Source organism: Actinomadura hibisca NBRC 15177, from assembly GCF_001552635.1.
GTDB lineage: Bacteria > Actinomycetota > Actinomycetes > Streptosporangiales > Streptosporangiaceae > Spirillospora > Spirillospora hibisca.
Window position 1 is genome coordinate 1 of record NZ_BCRO01000012.1, and the last position, 20021, is coordinate 20021.

At 73.0% G+C, this 20021-nt stretch carries 18 protein-coding genes; 9 read left to right on the forward strand and 9 right to left on the reverse strand.

What is annotated here, in order from left to right:
* Positions 1-6: 6 nt before the first annotated feature.
* The 3 genes from AH6_RS06100 to AH6_RS06110 all read right to left on the reverse strand — a co-directional run bounded on the left by AH6_RS06100 (position 7) and on the right by AH6_RS06110 (position 3048).
* Entirely contained in the window at positions 7-678 is a 672-nt protein-coding gene (locus AH6_RS06100; protein WP_281180196.1) for a response regulator, read from the reverse strand.
* A 4-nt stretch (positions 679-682) separates the two neighbouring features.
* The gene (locus AH6_RS06105) at positions 683-1801 is read right to left on the reverse strand and encodes a sensor histidine kinase (RefSeq protein WP_157431297.1); all 1119 of its coding nucleotides are present in this window, start codon (positions 1799-1801) and stop codon (positions 683-685) included.
* Between the two features lie 101 nt (positions 1802-1902).
* The gene (locus AH6_RS06110; RefSeq protein ID WP_067475006.1) at positions 1903-3048 is read right to left on the reverse strand and encodes a PucR family transcriptional regulator; all 1146 of its coding nucleotides are present in this window, start codon (positions 3046-3048) and stop codon (positions 1903-1905) included.
* A gap of 120 nt (positions 3049-3168) precedes the next feature.
* Between AH6_RS06110 and AH6_RS06115 the strand changes: the two genes are divergently transcribed.
* From AH6_RS06115 to AH6_RS06150, 8 genes are all read left to right on the forward strand, one after another.
* Positions 3169-3999, forward strand: a complete 831-nt coding sequence (locus AH6_RS06115; protein ID WP_067475009.1) for an alpha/beta hydrolase family protein — start codon at positions 3169-3171, stop codon at positions 3997-3999.
* Positions 4000-4028: 29 nt separating this feature from the next.
* On the forward strand, positions 4029-5126 hold the full coding sequence (locus AH6_RS06120; RefSeq protein ID WP_157431298.1) for a helix-turn-helix domain-containing protein: 1098 nt from the start codon (positions 4029-4031) through the stop codon (positions 5124-5126).
* 100 nt (positions 5127-5226) lie between these two features.
* Entirely contained in the window at positions 5227-6282 is a 1056-nt protein-coding gene (locus AH6_RS06125; protein ID WP_067475015.1) for a FecCD family ABC transporter permease, read from the forward strand.
* A complete protein-coding gene (locus AH6_RS06130; RefSeq protein ID WP_067475018.1) occupies positions 6279-7349 on the forward strand; it encodes a FecCD family ABC transporter permease in 1071 nt (356 codons plus the stop codon). Before AH6_RS06125 ends, AH6_RS06130 begins: the two co-directional genes overlap by 4 nt.
* A gap of 25 nt (positions 7350-7374) precedes the next feature.
* Positions 7375-8208: an ABC transporter ATP-binding protein gene (locus AH6_RS06135; protein ID WP_067475022.1), complete on the forward strand. Its 834-nt coding sequence runs from the start codon at positions 7375-7377 to the stop codon at positions 8206-8208.
* A 105-nt stretch (positions 8209-8313) separates the two neighbouring features.
* Positions 8314-9363, forward strand: coding sequence for an iron-siderophore ABC transporter substrate-binding protein (locus AH6_RS06140; RefSeq protein ID WP_067475025.1), 1050 nt, complete (start codon positions 8314-8316; stop codon positions 9361-9363).
* 2 nt (positions 9364-9365) lie between these two features.
* A complete protein-coding gene (locus tag AH6_RS06145; RefSeq protein ID WP_083982280.1) occupies positions 9366-11225 on the forward strand; it encodes an ABC transporter ATP-binding protein in 1860 nt (619 codons plus the stop codon).
* Between the two features lie 4 nt (positions 11226-11229).
* Positions 11230-12927: an ABC transporter ATP-binding protein gene (locus tag AH6_RS06150; RefSeq protein WP_067475028.1), complete on the forward strand. Its 1698-nt coding sequence runs from the start codon at positions 11230-11232 to the stop codon at positions 12925-12927.
* Here the strand turns inward: AH6_RS06150 and AH6_RS06155 are convergent.
* Positions 12924-13769, reverse strand: coding sequence for an SAM-dependent methyltransferase (locus tag AH6_RS06155; protein ID WP_083982282.1), 846 nt, complete (start codon positions 13767-13769; stop codon positions 12924-12926). The genes AH6_RS06150 and AH6_RS06155 overlap by 4 nt on opposite strands.
* 81 nt (positions 13770-13850) lie before the next feature.
* On the opposite strand from AH6_RS06155, the gene AH6_RS06160 reads away from it, so the two are divergent.
* Positions 13851-15176 (forward strand): cytochrome P450, encoded by a 1326-nt coding sequence (locus AH6_RS06160; RefSeq protein ID WP_067475034.1) that lies wholly within the window; start codon positions 13851-13853, stop codon positions 15174-15176.
* On the opposite strand, the gene AH6_RS06165 is transcribed toward AH6_RS06160, so the two are convergent.
* The 5 genes from AH6_RS06165 to AH6_RS06185 form a co-directional block, all read right to left on the reverse strand.
* Positions 15148-16086 (reverse strand): class I SAM-dependent methyltransferase, encoded by a 939-nt coding sequence (locus AH6_RS06165; protein ID WP_218005731.1) that lies wholly within the window; start codon positions 16084-16086, stop codon positions 15148-15150. The genes AH6_RS06160 and AH6_RS06165 overlap by 29 nt on opposite strands.
* Complete coding sequence (locus tag AH6_RS06170) at positions 16050-16652, reverse strand: cysteine hydrolase family protein (protein ID WP_067475839.1); 603 nt, start codon at positions 16650-16652, stop codon at positions 16050-16052. The genes AH6_RS06165 and AH6_RS06170 overlap by 37 nt, the downstream gene beginning before the upstream one ends.
* A 12-nt stretch (positions 16653-16664) precedes the next feature.
* Positions 16665-17732 (reverse strand): isocitrate/isopropylmalate family dehydrogenase, encoded by a 1068-nt coding sequence (locus AH6_RS06175; RefSeq protein WP_067475036.1) that lies wholly within the window; start codon positions 17730-17732, stop codon positions 16665-16667.
* A gap of 59 nt (positions 17733-17791) precedes the next feature.
* Positions 17792-18319 carry an EF-hand domain-containing protein gene (locus AH6_RS06180; protein ID WP_067475039.1) on the reverse strand — a complete coding sequence of 176 codons (528 nt, stop codon included), beginning with the start codon at positions 18317-18319 and terminating at the stop codon, positions 17792-17794.
* A 389-nt stretch (positions 18320-18708) separates the two neighbouring features.
* Positions 18709-19971, reverse strand: a complete 1263-nt coding sequence (locus AH6_RS06185) for a DUF4407 domain-containing protein (protein WP_169807808.1) — start codon at positions 19969-19971, stop codon at positions 18709-18711.
* Between the last annotated feature and the right edge of the window lie 50 nt (positions 19972-20021).

The window sequence follows — 20021 nt, forward strand, 5'->3', positions numbered from 1 at the left end:
ACTCGTCTAGGAGGGAGGGTGTTCGCCCGGCGTCACGAGCCCCGACTCGTAGGCGAGCACCACCGCCTGCACGCGGTCGCGCACCCCGAGCTTGCCGAGCAGGCTGCTGACGTGGGTCTTGACGGTGTGCTCGGTGACGTACAGCTCGCGCCCGATCTCGGCGTTGGACAACCCCCGCGCGACCAGCCGCAACGTCTCGCCCTCCCGCGCGGTCAGCGAGGCCAGCCGCGCGTCGGGACGCGCCGCGCCCCGCCCCCGCCCGACGACGTCGGCGATCAGCCGCCGGGTGACGGTCGGCGCGAGCAGCGCCTCCCCGGCCGCCACGACCCGCACCGCCTCCACCAGCTCGTCGCGCCGCATGTCCTTCAGCAGGAACCCGCTGGCCCCCGCGTGCAGCGCGTCGTAGACGTACTCGTCCAGGTCGAAGGTGGTGAGCACCAGCACCCGGGCGTCGCTCTCCCGGCAGATGACGCCGGTGGCCTCGATGCCGTCGGTGCCGGGCATCCGCACGTCCATCAGCACCACGTCGGGCCGCAGCTCGCGCACGGCCCGGATCGCCTCGGCCCCGTCGGCGACGGCCCCTGCCAGCTCCAGGTCCGGATGCGCGGACACGATCATCCCGAACCCGTCGCGCACCAGCGCCTGGTCGTCGGCGATCAGCACACGGATGGCGGTCACACCCCTAATTCAAGGGCAAAGTGGCCACCACGCGGAACCCCGAACCGCCCGCTCCCGGCCCCGCCGCCAGCTCCCCGCCGACGGCCGCGACCCGCTCCCGCATCCCCACAAGCCCGTGACCTCCGCCTTCGACCGCGCCGCCCACGCCGTCGTCGACGACCTCCACGCGCAGAACGTCCTCGCCCCACTCCAGCCGCACGACGGCGTTGCGCGCCCGCGCGTGCTTCACGGTGTTGGTGAGCCCCTCCTGAACGATCCGGTAGACGGCCGAAGCGAGATCCTGCGGCACCTCCACGGGCCGCCCGCTCTCCTCCAGCGAGACGTCGAACCCCGCCTTCCGCACCCCGTCCACCAACCCGGGCACCCCCGCCAGCCCCGGCGGAGGCCGCCGCCCCGAGTCCTCCTCCCGCAACACCCCCAGCGCCCGCCGCAACTGCGCCAGCGCCTCCCGCGCGGTGACGGAGATCGCGTCGAACACCTCCTCGGCCTTGTCCGGATCGCTCCGCACCACCAGCGGCCCGGCCTCGGCCTGGATGGCGACCATGCTCATGGCGTGGGCGAGGATGTCGTGCATCTCCCGCGCGATGCGCTGCCGCTCCCGCGTCGCCGCCGCCCCCTGCTCCTCGGCCAGCCGCTTGGCCCGCTCCTCCAGCATCGCGATCCGGTCCGCCCGCGCCCGCGCGGCGGTCCCCAACGTGTAGGCGGCGGCGAAGGCGAGCCCGACGACCCCCAGGTTCAGCACCTCGTCCTTGGGGATCAGGACCGAGGTGGACACCCCCACGACCGTGCCCGCGACGGCGATCGCCCGCTCGACCGGCGTGCACAGCGCGGCGAAGGTGTAGGTGGCGACGAGCTGCGCCGCCGGGAGGTCGCCGAGCGCGTCGCCGAACGCCAGCGCCGTCGTCCCGATCCCGCAGACCAGCGTGACCTCGAACGGGTACCGCCGCCGCCACAGCAGCGGCAGCGAGTTCCCGGCCGCCAGGATCGGGATCCACCAGGTGAGCCGCTCGTCGATGGCCATCTGGACCACCAGGTGCAGGCAGCACGCGAGCGCGATGACGGCGTCGGCGGACGCGGGCGGCAGGCGGGGCAACCGCTGGACGAGGGCACGGGGAGAGGGCACGGACTCCACTCCGGCGACGGGGGACCGGGCCCTCAGTATCCGCCAACGATCATCCCGCCGTCCTCCCTCTCAAGAGCGACTCAAGAGCGACCCGGCGGCCCTCACGGACGGGCGAGCGCGCGGGCCGTGACGGCGGCGTCCAGGATCCGGAGGCCGTCGGGGCTGCCCAGGTCCAGGCCGACCAGCTTGGCGACCTTGGCCAGGCGGTAGTCCAGGGTGTTGCGGTGGATGCGCAGCTCGGCGGCGGCGCGGGCGCGGTTGTGGCCGTGGCGCACGAAGGTGCGCACGGTGTCCAGCAGCACGGGCCTGCCGTCCAGCGGGTCCAGCTTGGCGGCCAGCGCGGGCAGGGCCGGGCCCGGCCGGGCCATCTGGTACTCCAGCAGGACGTCGTCCAGGCGGTAGACGCCGGGCGGCCGGTCCAGGCGGCCCAGCAGGTCGGCGATCTGCTCGGCCTCGGCGAGCGCGCCGGGGACGGCCGCGTGGTCGGCGGCGGTGGCGACGGCGGCGGTGACCGTGCGGGAGGTGGCCTCCGCGACCCGCTCCATCAGAGCGGGCAACCCGTCGCCGGGGGAGCCGGGCAGCAGGATCGTCCCCCCGTCCGGGCCGAGCGCGGCCAGCACGTCGGCCTGCTGGTGGGCGTCCAGGGCGGCCTGGACGCGGCGCACGGTGGGGCGCGCGTCGTCGCCGCCGGGCCCGAGCCGGAACACGACCACCAGGTAGGCGTCCGCGAGCGCGACCCCCGCCTGCTCGGCCAGGTCGGCGGCGGGCTCGCCCGCCAGCAGCGCGGCGATCAGGCCGCGCCGGGTGTCGCGGCGCTGCCCCTCGATCTGCTGCTGCTCGTGCAGGTGGGCGAGCGCCAGCGCGGGCAGGACGGCCGCCAGGTAGCGCAGGACGTGCGCGCCGTACCGGCGCAGGTCGGCGGCGTCGGCGTCCTCGGCGAGCAGCTCCCAGCACGCCTGCCAGCCAACCGGGTAGGCGGCGATGGCGGCGTCCAGCGGCAGGCCCTCGGCGGCCCGTCGCGCCGACCAGTCGATGATCTCGGTCAGCTCGGTGGCGTTGGGGCCGCGGTCCTCGCGCAGGGTCGTGGTGACCAGCCGGATGGTCTGGTCGAACGCCGCGCGCACGTCGCCGTCCAGCAGCTCCCGGGGCAGCAGGCCGTAGAAGGGGATCTCGGCCGCGCACCGTTCGACGGCCGCACGGGTCAGTTCGGGGATCCGGGCCACCATGCGGTCTTCGAATCGGGACATCGCCCAATATTTGCACGCGAACGTTGCCGCAGATGCGCACAGACAACACACCGGCCACATGAAAAGTTGTGCGTCCATACGGCCTCCCCACCCCTGGGCCGCATCACCCGAGGAGCAGCCATGCGCCGTCTCGCCTCCGTCCTCTCCGTCGTGGCCGTCGCCGGGGCGTCGCTGCTGGCGACCGCCCCCGCCAAGGCGGCCCCGCCCGGCGACGACACCTGGAGCAACCCCGGCCCGCACCCCGTCGCGACCAAGAACGAGCAGGTCACGACCTTCTACTACCCGGGCGACATCGCCACCAGCACGCGCACGCACCCGGTGATCGTGTGGGGCAACGGCACGTTCGCCTCCCCGGCGGCCTACGACCGGCTGCTGCGGCACTGGGCGAGCCACGGCTTCGTCGTGGCGGCCGCCAAGACCGCGTTCTCCAACAGCGGCAAGGAGATGCGCGCTGGCATCGACCGGCTCGCGACCCTGAACGGCCAGGCGGGCAGCCCCCTGCGCGGCAAGGTGGACCTGGCCCGCATCGGCGCGGCCGGTCACTCGCAGGGCGGGGCCGGTGCCATCAACAGCGGCGAGGACCGCCGGATCAGCACGTTCGTCCCCGTGCAGCCGGGCCCGCTCGCCTCGGCCTCGACCGTCCACGGCCCGGTTCTCTACCTCGCCGGGCAGAAGGACGGCATCGTCCCGCCCAAGAAGGTGCGCGTCTTCTACGACGCGACCAAGGCGGTGCCCGCCATCTACGCCGAGCGGCGCGGCGCGAACCACTTCGCCGCCACCGGTGACGGCGGCGGCTTCCGGGGCGTCACCACCGCGTGGTTCCGCTTCCACCTCATGGGCGACGCGCGGGCGCGCGCGGTGTTCTTCGGGCCGGGCTGCGGGATCTGCACGGACGCCGCCTGGAGCGACGTGCGGCGCAACGCCGAGGCCCAGCAGGTCCCCGGCGCGTAGGCGGAGGTGAGGCGGTGCCCGTGTCGTCGATGACCCTGACCCCCACCGAACTGCACGAGCGTGTCCCGGCCGTCGCGCGCGAGGTCGTGCACCAGATCAGGCGGGACCTGCCCGCCTTCGCCTGCGACCCGTGGTCGATGGCCGAGACGGCCGAACGCGCCCTCGGCCACTTCGTCGACCTGCTGGACGACCGGGACCCGCCGTCCGGCGCGCTCATGGAGCACTTCCGGCGCATCGGCGCGCGGGAGGCCCGCGAGGGCCGGGACCTGGAACCGCTGCGGGCCGCGTTGCGGATCGGCACGGGCACGGCGCTGCGCCACCTCACCGAGGAGGTCGCCGCGCAGGGCCCTCCGGCGGCCGTCGCGCACCTGATGGAGGCGGCGCTCGCCTACCTCGACCGGCTCCTCGACGCCGCCGCCGACGGCCACGCCGACGCCCCGGGGACGCGCCGCCGCCGGCTCCTGGAGAAGCTGGTCGCGCAGGACCTGACGGGCCTGGACCGCCTGGCGGCCGACTGCGGCTGGCCGTTGCCGCGCACGGTGGCGGCGGTGGCGCTGCGCGCGTCCCCCACCGCCGCCCGGCCCGCCCTGGACCCCGACACGCTGCTCGGCCTGCACCTGGCCGAGCCGTGCGCGATGGTCCCCGACCCGCAGGGCTCGGGCCGGTCCCGCGTGTTGCGGGCGGGGTTGCGCGGATGGACGGCGGCGATCGGCCCCACCGTGCCGCTGGCCGAGGCGGGCCGCTCCCTCGCCCTGGCACGCCGGGCGCTGCCGCTGGCGGCGGCCAGGACGACGCTGGTGGTGACCGACCACCTGCCGCTGCTCCTGCTGGACCGCGACCCCGACCTGGTCTCGGCGCTGATCGACCACCGGCTCCGGCCGCTGCTGGGACTGCCCGCCGCCTCCCGCCGACGGCTGGCCGAGACGCTGCTGGCCTGCATCGAGAGCGGCTTCAACGCGACGGAGGTGGCCGGACGGCTCTACCTGCACGCGCAGACCGTCCGCTACCGGGTCCGCCAGCTCGAAGCGGTCTTCGGGCAGGGCATCCACGACCCGGACCGGCGCCTGGACTACCACCTGGCCGTACGGGCGTGGCTGGCCTGCGCCGACGCCGCCGACGACCCGTGACGGGCGGCCGGGCGGAGCCGCGCGCCGGGTTAGGTTAGGCTCTCCTCATTCGGCCCGTTTTCGGAGGAAAAGTGTCGCTAGTCGGACTCGCGGGACGGGGATGAGCACGCTCGTCGAGCGGCGGCCCGCGTCCGGCGTCGTGGCGGTCCGGCGGCGGCGGGTCGCGGGGCTGGCCGTCCTCGCGGTGGTCCTCGCCGTCGCGGTGGCGGCGTCGCTGGCGGTCGGCGCGCGGGCGCTGGGCCCCGGCGAGGTCTGGCGCGGCCTGTTCGCGGCCCCGGGCTCCGACCAGCGGCTCACCGAGATCCGGCTCATCGTGCAGACCGTGCGGGTGCCCCGGACGGTGCTCGCGATCGTGGCGGGCGTCGCCCTCGGCGTCGCCGGGGTGCTGGTGCAGGGCTGCACGCGCAACCCGATCGCCGACACGGGCCTGCTGGGGGTGAACTCCGGCGCCTCGGTCGCCGTGGTGACGGCGATCTCCCTGTTCGGGCTCGCCAGCCCGTTCCAGTACGTCTGGTTCGCCTTCCTGGGGGCGGCGCTCGCCGGTGTCGTGGTGTTCGGGCTGGCGAGCATCGGGCGGGGGGCGGGCAACCCGCTGACGCTCGCGCTGGCCGGGCAGGGGATCACGGTGTTCCTGGCGGCGATGACCACGGCGGTCGCGCTGTCGAACCAGGCGGCGCTGAACGCGTGGCGGTTCTGGAACGCGGGCTCGGTGGCCGGTGTCGGCTTCGACGTCATCTGGCCGGTGGCCGCGTTCGTCGCCGCCGGGCTGGTCCTGGCGGCGGTCACGCTGCCCGCCGTCAACCTGCTCACCATGGGCGACGACGTGGCGCGGGGCCTGGGCGTGAACATCGCGCTGAGCCGGACCCTCGGCATCGTCGCCATCACCCTGCTGGCCGGTGCGGCGACGGCCGCGTGCGGCCCCATCGCCTTCCTCGGCCTCATGGTGGCCCACCTCGCCCGCCACCTGACCGGGCCGGACTACCGCTGGCTGGTGCCGTACGCGGGCCTGCTCGGCGCGGTCGTCCTGCTGGCCTGCGACATCGTGGGGCGCGTGGTCGTGCGGCCGGGCGAGCTGGACGCGGGCATCGTCGTCGCCGTGCTCGGCGCGCCGTTCTTCGCGATCCTGGTGCGGCGCGGAAGGTTCCGGAACGCATGACGGACACGGACGTGAAACCCCCGATGGCGCCGGGCGTGCGGCTCGGCCGCGTGTCCTTCGTGTGGCGGCCCTGGCTCGTCGCCGTCACGCTGCTGCTGGCGGCGGCGACCTTCCTGGTGTTCTGCCTGTCGATCGCCGTCGGCGACCTGTTCGTCAGCCTGCCCCGGGTGGTCGCGACGATCGCCGGCCGGGGCGAGCGGGTCGACCAGTTCGTGATCATGGATTTGCGCATGCCGCGCGCCCTGGCCGGGCTCGTGGTGGGGATCGCGCTGGGGGTGGCCGGGGCGATCACGCAGTCCATCGCGCGCAACCCGCTGGCCAGCCCGGACGTCCTCGGCATCACGGCGGGCGCGGGCGCGGTCGCGGTGTTCCTGGTGACGGTGTCGGGCGGCGTCGCCGCGACGGTCGCCGGCACGGTCGGGCTGTCGGCGGCGGCGCTCGCGGGCGGCCTCGGCACGGGGCTGCTGGTCTACTTCCTGGCGTGGCGGCGCGGGATCGACGGCTTCCGGCTCGTCCTCATCGGCGTCTCGGTGAGCGCGGCCATGGAGGCGGTCACGAGCTGGCTGCTGGTCACGGCCGACATCAGGGACGTCGCCCGCGCCCAGACGTGGCTGGTCGGCTCGCTGGACGGCCGGTCGTGGAACGAGGTCCGGGTGGCGCTGTGCTGCGCGGCCGTCCTGCTGGCCGTCGCCGCGGCCGCCGCGTTCCAGTTCCGGCCGCTGCACTTCGGCGACGAGGTCGCCGCGGGCCTCGGCGTCCGGTACACGGTGGTGCGGGCGGTCATGCTGCTGTGCGCGGTGCTGCTGGCGGGCGCGGCGGTGAGCGCGGCGGGCCCGGTCCCGTTCGTCGCGCTGGTGGCCCCGCAGGTGGGGATGCGGCTGGCGCGGCGCCCGACGCCGCCGCTGGTGGTCTCCGGGCTGGTGGGCGCGCTGCTGCTGATCGGCGCGGACGTGGTGGCGCGCACGGTGCTGCCGGTCACGCTCCCGGTCGGCGTGGTCACCGCCGCGATCGGCGGGCCCTTCCTGGTCTACCTGCTGGTGCGGGCCAACCTCAGGCAGGCGAAGTGACGGCGGGCGAGGAGAGGGAGGACGGGTGACCGCTCAGCACGGCACCGGGACCGGCGACGCCGTACGGCTGGCGGCCCGGGGGGTCGCGGTCGGGTACGGCGGCCGGACGGTCATCGACGGGCTCGACGTGGCGATCCCGCCCGGCGTCATCACCACGATCATCGGCCCCAACGGCTGCGGGAAGTCGACGCTGCTGCGGACCCTGGCCCGGCTGCTCAAACCGGCGCGGGGCACGGTCGTGCTGGACGGCGCGGACATCGCCGCGCTGAAGACCAGGGACGTGGCCAAGCGGCTCGGCCTGCTGCCGCAGGCCCCGGTCGCGCCGGAGGGCCTGACGGTGGCCGACCTGGTCGCGCGCGGCCGCCATCCGCACCAGAGCTGGTTGCGGCAGTGGTCGTCCGACGACGCCGCCGTCGTGGAGCGCGCGCTCGCCATGACCGGCGTGGCCGACCTCGCCGACCGCCCGGTGGACGCGCTGTCGGGCGGCCAGCGCCAGCGCGTCTGGATCTCGATGACCCTGGCCCAGGGCACCGACCTGCTGCTGCTGGACGAGCCGACCACCTACCTGGACCTCGCGCACGCGATCGACGTGCTCGACCTGGTGGACGACCTGCACGAGGCGGGGCGCACCGTCGTCATGGTGCTGCACGACCTCAACCTGGCCGCGCGCTACAGCGACAACCTCGTGGTGATGCGGGCGGGGGCGATCCTGGCGCAGGGCCACCCGCGCGAGGTGATCACCGCCGGGCTGCTGCGCGAGGCGTTCGGGCTGCGCGCCGAGGTGATCGACGACCCGGTGGGCGACCGGCCGCTGATCGTGCCGATCGGCCGCGCCCATGTCCGGTCCCACCAGGAGTGACCCGGTAAGCGGCGAAGATCCTAATTAGGTTAGGCTGCCCTTATTTTCAACGGACCGCCGGCCCCGGCCGGGCGCGGCGCACGGCGCGCGAACAAGGGATCTCGATTGCTCCTCCACCGAACGACCACGACGAAGTCCCTGCGGCGGCTGGCGGCCGTCCTGTCCGCGGCGACCCTGAGCGCCGGCCTGCTGGCGGGCTGCGGCTCCGGCTCGACCGACGAGCCGTCCGGCGGCGCTCCGGCGGCGGCCGCCGGCGCGTTCCCGGTCACCGTCGAGCACGCCTTCGGCTCCACCAAGATCGACGCGGCCCCCAAGAAGGTCGTCTCGGTCGGCTACACCGACGACCAGGCCATCCTGGCGCTCGGCACCACGCCGGTCGGCATGGTCGACCAGTACCCGAACCCGCCGGGCAAGAGCCCCGACATCAACACCCAGTGGCCCTGGGTGAAGGACAGGTGGGGCAGCGCCCGTCCCGAGGTCGTCATGAACAACGGCGACTCGGCGCCCAACTACGAGAAGATCGCCGCGCTGCGGCCGGACCTGATCATCGCGGTCTACTCCGACATCGACCAGGCCGCCTACGACAAGCTCTCAAAGATCGCTCCGACGGTGGGCCGGACCAAGGCCGAGAAGGAGCCGTTCAGCGCGCCCTGGCAGGACAACGCGGTGCAGATCGCCAAGGCGCTCGGCAAGGAGACCGAGGGCGCCGCGATGGTCAAGGGCATCCAGGACAAGCTCGACGCCGCCCGCAAGGCGCACCCGGAGTTCGCGAGCCAGACCGCCGTCGCGCTGTCCTGGTACAAGGGCACGATCTCGCCGTTCACCACCACCGACGTGCGCGGCCGGCTGCTGACGGGCATGGGCTTCAAGGGCGCCACCGGGATCGACAAGATCGCGGGCGGCAAGTTCTTCACCACGCTGTCCCCCGAGCGCATCGACCTCATCGACGTCGACCGCATCGTCGTCATCAACGACAAGGCCGACCAGGACTCGCTGAAGAAGTTCGGGCTGTTCAACAACCTCTCCGCCGTCAAGAAGGGGAAGGTGTCCTACCTGCTGGACAGCGAGGGCCCGGCGGTCGGCGCGGCCATGTCCCAGGGCACGCTGCTGTCGCTGCCGTACGCGATCGACGAGATGGTCAAGTCGGTCGGCTAGGTGTGAGCGCCCCCGACCCGCACGCCACCCCGGCGGCCCCGCGCACGGAGAGCCAGCGCACGGAGAACCCGCGCGAGAGCCCGCGCACGGCGGCTCCACGCACGGCGACGCTGCGCACGGCGACCGGACGCGAGGCCGTCCGATGGGTCGTCGCGCACTGCCGCGGCGTGCCCTGGTTGTCGGCCGCCACCGTGCTCACCACGGTGGCGGGGGCGGCGCTCCAGGTGCTGCCGGTGCTCCTGCTCGGCCGGGTGGTCGACGCGGTGGTCCGGGGCGAGTCGCAGTCGGTCCTGGTCACGGTCGGGGCCCTGATGGCGGCCGCCGCGCTGCTCGGCGCGGCGGCCACCGCGGCGTCGGCCTACCTGATCGGGCGGCTGGGCGCGGGCCTGCTCGCACGGCTGCGGGAGGGCGCGGTCCGGGCGGTGCTGGCGATGCCGAGCGCGCGGATCGAGCAGGTCGGCCGGGGGGACGTGCTCTCCCGGGTCGGCGACGACGTGGCCGTGCTCTCCAAGGGCGTCCGGACGGCCGTCCCCACCGTCTTCTCGGCGGGCGTGCTGGTCGTCATCGCCACCGCCGGGATGTTCGGCCTGGACTGGCGGCTCGGCCTGGCGGGCGCGGGCGCGCTGCCCGCGTACGCGCTGGCCCTGCGCTGGTACCTGCCCCGGTCCGCGCCGCTCTACCGGCGGCAGCGGGCCGCGCAGGCCGACCGGGCGCAGGCGCTGATCAGCGGCCTGAACGGGATCGCCACGGTCCGGGCGTACCGGCTCGAAGCCGCCTTCCAGGAGCAGGTCACCGCCGAGTCCCGGCGGGTGCGCGACCTCGGCGTCGAGGTGTTCCGGTTCTTCGGCCGGTTCGTCGGCCGGGAGAACCGCGCCGAGTTCGTCGGGCTGGTCCTCATCATCGTGGTGGGGTACGCCCTGCTGGAGGCCGACGCCGCCGGGCTGGGCGAGGTCGCGGCGGCCCCGCTGCTGTTCCACCGGCTGTTCAACCCGCTCGGCTCCATCCTGTTCACCTTCGACGAGGCGCAGAAGTCGGGCGCGAGCCTGACCCGGCTGGTCGGGGTGCTGGGGGAGGCCGCCGAGGACCGGCTCGTGGGCGACCCGGCCGTCGCCCCGGCGGACCCCGCCGCGCGGCCGGTGACCGTCGAGGGGCTGACGTTCGGCTACCCCGACTCCGAGGAGCCGGTCCTGCGCGACATCGACCTGGCGATCCCGGCCGGGGGCTCGCTCGCGCTGGTGGGGGCCACGGGCGCGGGCAAGACGACCCTGGCCGCGCTGGTCGCGGGCATCGGGACCCCGCAGGCCGGAACGGTGCGCGTCGGCCCGACCGACCTCGCCGACCTGGACGGGGCCGGGACGCGGGCCCTGGTGAGCATCCTGACGCAGGAGACGCACGTCTTCTCCGGCCCCCTCGCCGCCGACCTGCGGCTCGCCGCGCCGGAGGCGACCGACGCCGAGCTGGCGGACGCCCTGCGCACGGTCGGCGCCGACGGCTGGACGGACGCGCTGCCCGACGGCCTGGACACCCCGGTCGGCGAGGGCGGCGAGCGCCTGGACGCCGCCAAGGTCACCCAGATCGCCCTGGCCCGGCTGGTGCTGAGCCGGGCGCCGGTGGTGGTGCTGGACGAGTCGACCGCCGAGGCGGGCAGCCAGGGCGCCGCCGAACTGGAACGGGCCGTGCTGGCCGCGTGCCGGGGGCGCACCACGTTGTTCGTGGCGCACCGGCTGACCCAGGCGATGGCGGCCGACCGCATCGCCGTGCTGGACGCGGGCCGCGTGGTGGAGCAGGGGACCCACGAGGAACTGGTGGCTCTCGACGGCCGGTACGCGCGGCTTTGGCAGGCGTGGCGGGAGGCCGGCTAGCCCGATGACGACCTCTGACGCGCAGCACCGCACCGGGGCCGCGATCCTCCGGACGGCGCTGCGCCGCAACGCCGGGCCCATGGCCTGGGGCACCCTCCTCATGGGCCTGTACCAGGCGGGCGAGACCGCCTTCCCCATCGCGCTCGGCCTGATCGTCGAGCACACGATGCGGGACCGGAGTCCGGCCTCGCTCGGCCTGGCCGTCGCCGCGCTCGCCGTGATCATCACGACCGTGTCGTTGTCGTGGCGGTTCGGGATGCGCGTCCTGCAGAAGGCCAACACGACCGAGGCGCACCGCTGGCGGGTGCGGGTCGCGGCCTGCGGGCTCCAGCCGGTGGCGCGGAGGGTCGATCTCCGCTCCGGCGAGGTGCTGACCATCGCCACCGAGGACGCCGACCAGACCGCCGACATCATCGAGGTGGTGCCGCTGCTGGTCAGCTCGCTGGTGGCGGTGCTGGTCGCGGCGGTCACGCTGGGCCTGGCCGACCTCCGGCTCGGCGTGCTGGTGATCGTGGGGACCGTCGCGATCCTGTCGGCGCTGAGCGTGTTGTCCCGGCGGATCGGCGTGCGCACCCAGGAGCAGCAGGCCCGGGTGGCGCGGGCGGGCGCGAAGGTCGCCGACCTGATCATCGGCCTGCGCCCGCTGCGCGGCTTCGGCGGCAACCACGCGGCGTTCCGGTCCTACCGGAAGGTCAGCGGGGAGGCGGAGCGGCAGGCGATCGCCGTCGCCAAGGTGAACGGCGCGTACGAGGGCACCGCGCTCGCCCTCAACGCGGTCCTCGCCGCCGCCGTGACGCTGACGGCGGGCCACCTCGCGTTCCAGGGCAGGATCTCCGTCGGGGAGCTCGTCATGGCCGTGGGGCTGGCGCAGTTCATCATGGAGCCGCTCAAGCTGTTCTCCGAGATGCCGAAGTACGTGATGACCGCGCGCGCGTCGGCCGAGCGGATGGCGCTGGTGCTGGCCGCGCCGCCGGTGCGCGCGCCGGGGCCGGAGCGCCCGGTCACGGGCGGCGACCTGGAGATCGACTGCGTGCACCACGGGTCCTTGCGGAAGCTGAAGTTCACGGTGTCGGCCGGGGAGTTCGTGGCGATCGCGGCCTACCAGCCGCGCGCGGCGGCCGACCTCGTCTCGCTCCTGTCCGGCGACGTCCCGCCCGACGCCTGCGAGGGCGCGGTGCGGATCGGCGGGCAGGACACGGCGGACCTCTCCGTCGCGGCGGTCCGCGAGCACCTGCTGGTGAACCCGTACGACGGGGAGATCTTCGCGGGCACCCTCCGCACGAACATCGACCCGTCGGGCACCGCCCCGAGAGTGGCCGAGGCCGTCGAGGCGTCCCTGCTCACCGACGTCGTCGCCCTGCACCGCGCGGGGCTCGACCACGCCGTCCGCGACCGCGGGGCGAACCTGTCCGGCGGGCAGCGGCAGCGGTTGTCGCTGGCCCGCGCCCTCGCCGCCGACCCCGGCGTCCTCGTCCTGCACGACCCGACGACCGCCGTCGACGCGGTCACCGAGCAGCTCATCGCGCGCAACATCGCCGGGCTGCGCCGGGGCCGCGCCACCATCGTGATCACCAGCAGCCCGGCCCTGCTGGACGCCGCCGACCGCGTCCTCGTCCTGGACGGCGGCGCCATCACCGCGGAGGGCACGCACCGGCGGCTCCTCGACGCCGACGAGGACTACCGGCGGGCCGTGGCCCGCTAGCGCCCCGCCGGGCCCTTGCGGCCCACCCCCGCGTAGCACCACTGGCGCTCCGCGCGGGGCGGGACGATCGCGCCCGGGTCGGGACGCCACATCGACAGGGTGGTGAGGCCGGGGTCCACCAGCTCCATGTCCTCGAACAGCTTCATGACGTCGGCGCGGCCGCGCAGCGTGATCTGGTACGTCGCCTTGTCGTAGGCGGCGGCCGCCTCCTGGATGCTGCTGTCGGCGTCGAAGTCGCCGGTCACGTGCGACACCGCCAGGTAGCTGCCGGGCGCCATGGCGTCGCGCAGCCGCGCCACGACGCCCTGCGGGTCGTCGGCGTCGTCGATGAAGTGCAGCACCGCCAGCATCAGCACCGCGACCGGCTGCTCGAAGTCGATGAGCCTGTTCAGCTCGGGGTCGCCCAGGATGTCGTCGATGCGCCGCACGTCGCCCTGGATGACGGTCACCTCGGGCGTGTTGGCCAGCAGCGCCCGCCCGTGGGTCAGCACGATCGGCTCCACGTCGGAGTAGACGACGCGGGCGTCCGGCGCGACCTGGTGCGCGACCTCGTGCACGTTGCCCTGGGTGGGCAGGCCCGAGCCGAGGTCGATGAACTGCCGGATGCCCCGCTCGGCCAGGAACCGCACCGCGCGCCGCAGGAAGGCGCGGTTCTCGCGCGCCATGAACGGGGTGTCGGGCGCGTGCCGGACGACCTCCGCCACGGCCTCCCGGTCGACCGCGTAGTTGTCCTTGCCTCCGAGCAGGTAGTCATACATCCGCGGGACGTTCGGCGTCTGCGGGTCGACGGCGTTCAGTGTCTTCTCCCGGGCCTGTATTGCGGCGTTTTCCACGCTAGCCATATCGTGCAGTATCCAGAACATGGAAGCATTGCGCACATCCCCGCAACAACCGCATCGAAGAAACTGACGTGGGAGAGCGCAATGCGAGGCGACGGAGCCACTCCACCGCAGATCCCCGGGCCGCCCGCAGAGGACGACGGTGCCGAAGCCGTCGCGGCCGCCGGAGGACTGCACAACTACCAGTTGAATCTTCACGCAGAATACGGGCCGGTCGTCCGGCTCCCGCTGCCCGGCGCGGGCACGGCGGTGTCGGTGGCCGATCCGGTGCTGCTGGAGGCGACCGCGCGAATCAACAAGCGGCCCGAAAAGCTCTTCGAGTTCCTGGCCCCGCTCCAGGAATCGGGCAATCTGCAGACGATCCCCGCCGACGAACACGGCCCATGGTGTCGCGTCATGTTGTCGGTGCTGGCCGGACGGCCCTCGCACGAGAAGCACTTCGCGCAGTTCACGGCGTTGACCAATGAACTGGCCGACCGATGGGCGGAACGCGCCGCCGAAGGAACGGTCGCCCTGCAAAAGGACCTGAGCGAACTGTCGCTGCGCATGATCTGCGAATATGCGCTCGGCAGCAGTCTGGAAACGCCGGAATCGGCGGGCCAGGTCGTTTCCGCCTTCGAAAAGGTGCTCACCGAGTACCTGACGGACCGGGCGGACATGCCGGGCGCCGAACGGGCCCTGGCCTACCTGCGCGGGACCGTCGACCAGGTGCTCGCCGCCCACCGCGAACGCGGCGCCGACGAGGAGGCCGACCGCAGCGACCTGATCGCGGCCCTGGCCGCGGCGGGCGAGTCCCCGGCCCGCATCCGCGACACCGTCCTGATGACGATGCTGGCCGCCCACCACACCACCGGCGTCGCCATCTCCTGGACGTTGTACCTGCTGGCCCGGCACCCCGACGCGGCCAAGCGCGTCGTCGACGAGTTGGACGAGGTGCTGGGCGACCGCGCCGTCCCCGAGTACGCCGACCTCAAGCGGCTGACCCACCTGGACCGGGCGCTCCGGGAGACCATGCGGCTGTACCCGCCGGGCCCCTACGGCGCGCGCGAGGCCACCGAGGACCTGACGCTCGGCGAGTACACCGTCCCCGCGGGCACGGCGATCTTCTACCCGTTCTGGGCCGTGCACATGAACCCCGAGTACTGGCCCGACCCGCAGGTGTTCGACCCCGACCGGTTCACCCCGGAGGCGTCGGCCCAGCGCCCCCGGCTCGCCTACATCCCCTTCGGGATCGGCCCGCGCAGCTGCGAGGGCGCGGCCCTGGCGACGGTCGAGGCGCAGCTGGTGCTGGCCGTGCTGCTGAAGCGCTTCCACTTCGAGCTGGCGTCCGGCCAGTCGGTGACGCCCGTCGAACGTTTCGTGCTGTGGGCGGCCGAGGACATCAACATGACCCTGACACCGCGTTCCTGAACGCCTGGCCCGGCGCGCGGGGACCACTCCGCGCGCCGGGTCGGTCGGCGAACACCCAGCGGTTGACCGCGAGGGCGTCGTCGGGTTCGGGCAGCGGGCCGCGCCCATGGTGGCGGGCGAAGTCGAACGGGCTGGTGACGGTGGTGGACCAGCCGCGCGCCGCGAGGTCACCGGCGGAGTCGGGCCGCGGCTCGCCGTCGAAGAGGGCGAGCAGGTCCACGCCGATCCGCTGCCGGGCCGCCGTGTAGACGGGGTTGGCGCGGACCTGCGGGGACTCCGCCATGAGCTTGACCTCGAAGGCCATCGTGCTACCGGGGGCACTCAGCCGGTCCACGGTGTCGATCACCTGCTGCTCGGCGTCACGGGGCAGATAGAGCAGCAACCCCTCAGCCAGCCAGGCGGTCGGCACAGCGGGATCGAAGCCAGCGCCAAGCAACATCCGCGTCCAGTCATGACGCAGGTCGGCCGCGATAGGACGCCGGACGGCCCGGGGAGCGGCGCCGACGCCGTCGAGCACACCCTGCTTGAACGCAAGGACACCCGCCCGATCGATCTCATAAACGCTCTGCCCAGGCGGCCAATCAAGGCGGAAGGCCCGCGTGTCCAGGCCCGCACCGAGAAGCACGACCTGCTGGACACCCTCGCACGCGGAGCGCATGAGGAAGTCGTCGAGAACCCGGGTGCGCAGGCCGAAGTAGCGCCCCAGCCTGCCCCACAGCGGATCGCCGTCGCCGCCCGGCACGTCCTCCGGGCGGACCGGCCAGCCCGCCGACGCCGCCGCGGCGCGGACGAAGTGCTCGGCGTAGGGGTCGGCGGCCAGGACGTCGGGCCGGCGGGTCTCGATGGCCCGCGCGGCGGCGACCATGAGGGCGGTCAGGCCGACGCCGTCCTCGATTCCGGTGCGCTGCACGTGTCCTCCTGCGCGGCGGGCGGGGCCCAGCGGTCGGGGTGGTCATGAGTCGCGGTGTGGGCTCCGTAGACGGCGGTCATGAAGCGCAGAACATCAGCGTCTTCAAGGTGCAGGGCGGTGGTGCAATCGGTCAGCACCGTGATGTGGAAGCCCTTCTGGAACGCGGTGCGGGCCGTGGAGTCAACACACACGTCGGCGTAGAGCCCCGCGAACACCAGCCGCCCGACACCGCCCCGGACAAGATGCCGCTCGAAGCCAGAACCGAGAAAGGCGTCAAAACACGCCTGCTTGGTGAAGACGGCTTCTCCCACCTGCGGAGCGACCTGGCGGAACTCAGCACCCCACGAACCCTCCAGGCACTTGGGCCGCTTGCCCAGCACACGATCCCTGCGCCGCCAGCTCGCTCCCTGGTGCTCAGCGTCACCAACAAAGCGGACGAAAACGACCTCGACCCCACGTTCCCGCGCCAGCGCGACGGCCCGCGCGGAGTTGACCGCGACCTGCCGCAGCCGCTCCGGAGGCCCGGCGCAGAAGTCGTTCTGGAGATCCACCACGACGAGCGCCATCGTCTCCACGGCTCAGGTCTCCGCCGCCAGGACCGGCTGATCCTCCGGTTCCAGCGCGTCGATCAGGGCGTCCACCACGGCGGTGGTGGAGTGCCGCCCGCCGAGGTCGGCCGTGCGAACACCCTGCCGCCCGAGCGCCTCCAAGCCCCGCTCCACCATCCGCACGGCCCCGGCACACCCCGCGTGCCGCTCGGCGACCATCGCCGCCGCGCGCACGGTGGCGGTCGGGTTGACGGCGTCCCTGCCCTCCAGGTCGTCGGCCGAGCCGTGCACCGTCTGGTACTCGGCGAGCCCGGCGGCGTCCGGGTGTAGATAGATGTTCTCGGTGCAGCGGTTCTCCTGGCGCTCGGAACCGAACCGGTCGAGCAGCACCACGTGCATGATGTCGGCCCACTCGTTGCCCGCGATGATCACAGAACGGGGAGGCGGCCCCTTCTCGATGAGATCGCGGTTCACCGTGTCGGGCTGGCACAGGCGGACGCGGACGCCGTGCCGCTCGGCGGCGGCGGCGACCCACTCGTCCAGCGCACCGTCGAGCAGGTGGAACTTGTAGGCCATGACGATCTCGTCGACCCCGCCGTCGGGCCACTGCCGCCGCGCGCGCTCGACCGCGAAGGCGACGACCTTCTCGGTGATCTCCCGGCTGAAGGTCATGGTGCGGACGAGCGCGCCGGGTATATGGACATTTTCCCCGGTGTAGAACCCCTGTGCCGCATCCCGCACCAGCAGCAGGGAAACATCCCGATCCGCCACGAGGTCGACCTTCACCCCCTGCAAACGCTGGCGCACGAGATAAAGCGACTGGGCGTTGATGGCCGTACGAAAAACAGCCGTCGTACCCAGCGCCGCCTGCGTCCGGCAGAAATCGGTGTAGTGGTCCGCGTCATTCCGGGTGACCTCCCGGATGCGCTCGATTCCCGCACCGCCCAGCGACGAGTACGAGTGGTAGACCCTTTCCGACCGGACGATACCGACATCGGCCGAGAAAACGTCGGCGACACGACCCAGCACACGTTCGAAGACGGCCGCGAGCTCGGGGCCCGTCCCCCGGCCGACGGCGAGTCCGATGACCGCTCCCACCTGCGCTCCTTCGTCGGGGGTCGGCCCCGCGGTCGCGGGGCCGACGGGACGGGTGCGGCTCAGCCCGCGGCGACCAGCCGGTCACCGGCGATGCCGGCCTTGTCGGGGCTGTAGTAGTCCTTGATCCCGGAGATCCAGACCGAACGCTTGATCCGGTCGCCGGACACCGGCCCGAACGCGTCGAACAGCGCGTCGATGTTGGCCGGCTCGAAGCCGATGGCCGTCATGAGATCGGTGAACCGCTCCCGCTCGACCAGCCCGTCCCCATCCGGATCGCCCAGCGCGGCGAGGGCCTCGGCGAACTCGGCGATGGCGGCGTCGAAGCGCTCGGGGGACAGCACGCAGGCGCGGAACTCCTCGAAGGTGATCTGCCCGTCGCGGTTGGCGTCGAGCTCGGCGGCGAGCGTCATCCAGTAGTTGCGGAAGGCGGCCTGCATCGCCGCCCTGGCCGCCTCCCCGGAGTCGGACGCGGCGGCGACCACGCGGGCCGCCATGAGGTCGAAGTCCGCGGGTTCGAGGTTCCCGCTGCCGTCCGCGTCGAAGAGGGAGAAGATGAGCCGCACGCGCTCGATGGCCGCCTGTTGCATCGTTGCCGCCTTTCCATTGACCGCCACACGAAGTGGAAGCGGAAATCGGGTACCGACCCGCGGCAACTATAAGCAGCCGGTGAAGCGAAAACCAAGAGCCCAGCGGACTTCTTGACCATTCACAAAAACGACCAAAACCACGAACACGAAAAACGAAACAACCCCCGCCGGAGCACTCCAACAAAGGTCATTCCACACCCAAAGCGCCGACATGCCCATCAACCAACATGACGCCAAACACACTGAAATCTCCGAGCAAGCCGCGCACTCCGTCACTCGATCACACGACCCCAGCGCGCCCCTTCACACTGTCGGGCCAGCCGACACGGAACCGAGGAACCCGAGGGCTCCGGCGGCGGCGCCGGACGTCTGAGCAGATCACCCGCGCTTCATTCGGGTGCTGGGCCAGGATTGCCCTTGAGCCGGGCGGCGAGCTCTCGGATCTGCTGTTTGCGCTGCTCCTCCTGGTTGTTGCGATCCTCGGCCTCGTGGTGTTCCCGGCGCAGACGGCGGTCGCGCTCATGCTCGTCCAGCAGGCGAAGGGCGTCGAGCCGAGCCTGGACGTTCTGCGTCTTGGCGTGCTTGAGAAAGACCTCGTGCGTCTCCATGTCGGCGGCGGCGTGGTCGGCCACCTGGCGGTCGTAGGTGCTGAGTCCCGAGAGGCGTTTGGTCAGGATCGGCATGCAGTCCAGAGTGATCAGCGCGATGCGGAGCAGCCAGACGAAGAGGAAGACCATCAGGCTCTCGCCCTGGAGGGCCAGCAGCGCGTCGTCCTCCTCCAGGATGCCGATCTTGCCCTCGGGTCGGGGCAGCTGTTTGTCGATCTCTCGGGCGATCTCGGTCGAGTAGCCGGCATTGACCGTGCCCTGGGCCTCGACGGCGTTCTTGCTCTTGGTCTGGAGCTCGGCGAGCTGGGCCCGCCGCTCCGGGAGCTTGGAGGTGCGCAGGAGCGCCGCCCGCTCGCTCCGGATCTGGCGGCAGTTCGGTCCCTCGCCGACGACGCCCGTGGTCTCGTCACCGACGCGCTCGCCGCCGCATTCGGCGTGCCCCAGCCGCTCCAGCCTTTGCAGCGCGGCCATGTCCTTGTCGATGGCCGTCGACAAGGTCGACACCTGCGCGCCGAGCGACGTCACCGTGGTCGTCGCGGCCGCCGGATCGGTGCTGACGGTGATGAGCAGCTTCCGTTCCTGGCACGACTTGACGTCCTTGGCGGGGAGCTCCCGGTAGGGAACGGGATTGCAGGCGGTCAGCGCGCTGAGCTTGGTCGCCCGTTCCATCCGCCGGTCCTCGGCCACCTGCCGGTGGATCGCGGGCTCGAACATCTTGATCAGTAGCGGCTCGGCCACCACGAACCCCAGCACGACGGCCAGCAGGACCCGGGTGAGGAACACTCCGCGGCTGCTCTGCGTTCCGTGCGCGCTGGCGATCAGCCACCGGTCCACCGAGAAGATGATCCAGCCCCAGAACCCGGCGGCCAGCAGGTCCACCGGGAGCGGGGCGTCCGCGAACTTCTGCATCATGACGAACATGGACACGGCGGCGAGGGCGCCCGCGTTGATCACGATCAGGGCCATCGCGGTGTAACGTCCGCGATCCAGCGGGGCCATGCTCAACACCGACTCGTCCACCCCGATCAGCGAACGAAGCCACACGCCAGGCCCCTTAGGACCGCGCACCGGACGCCGAGGCGGCTCCCCCTCGA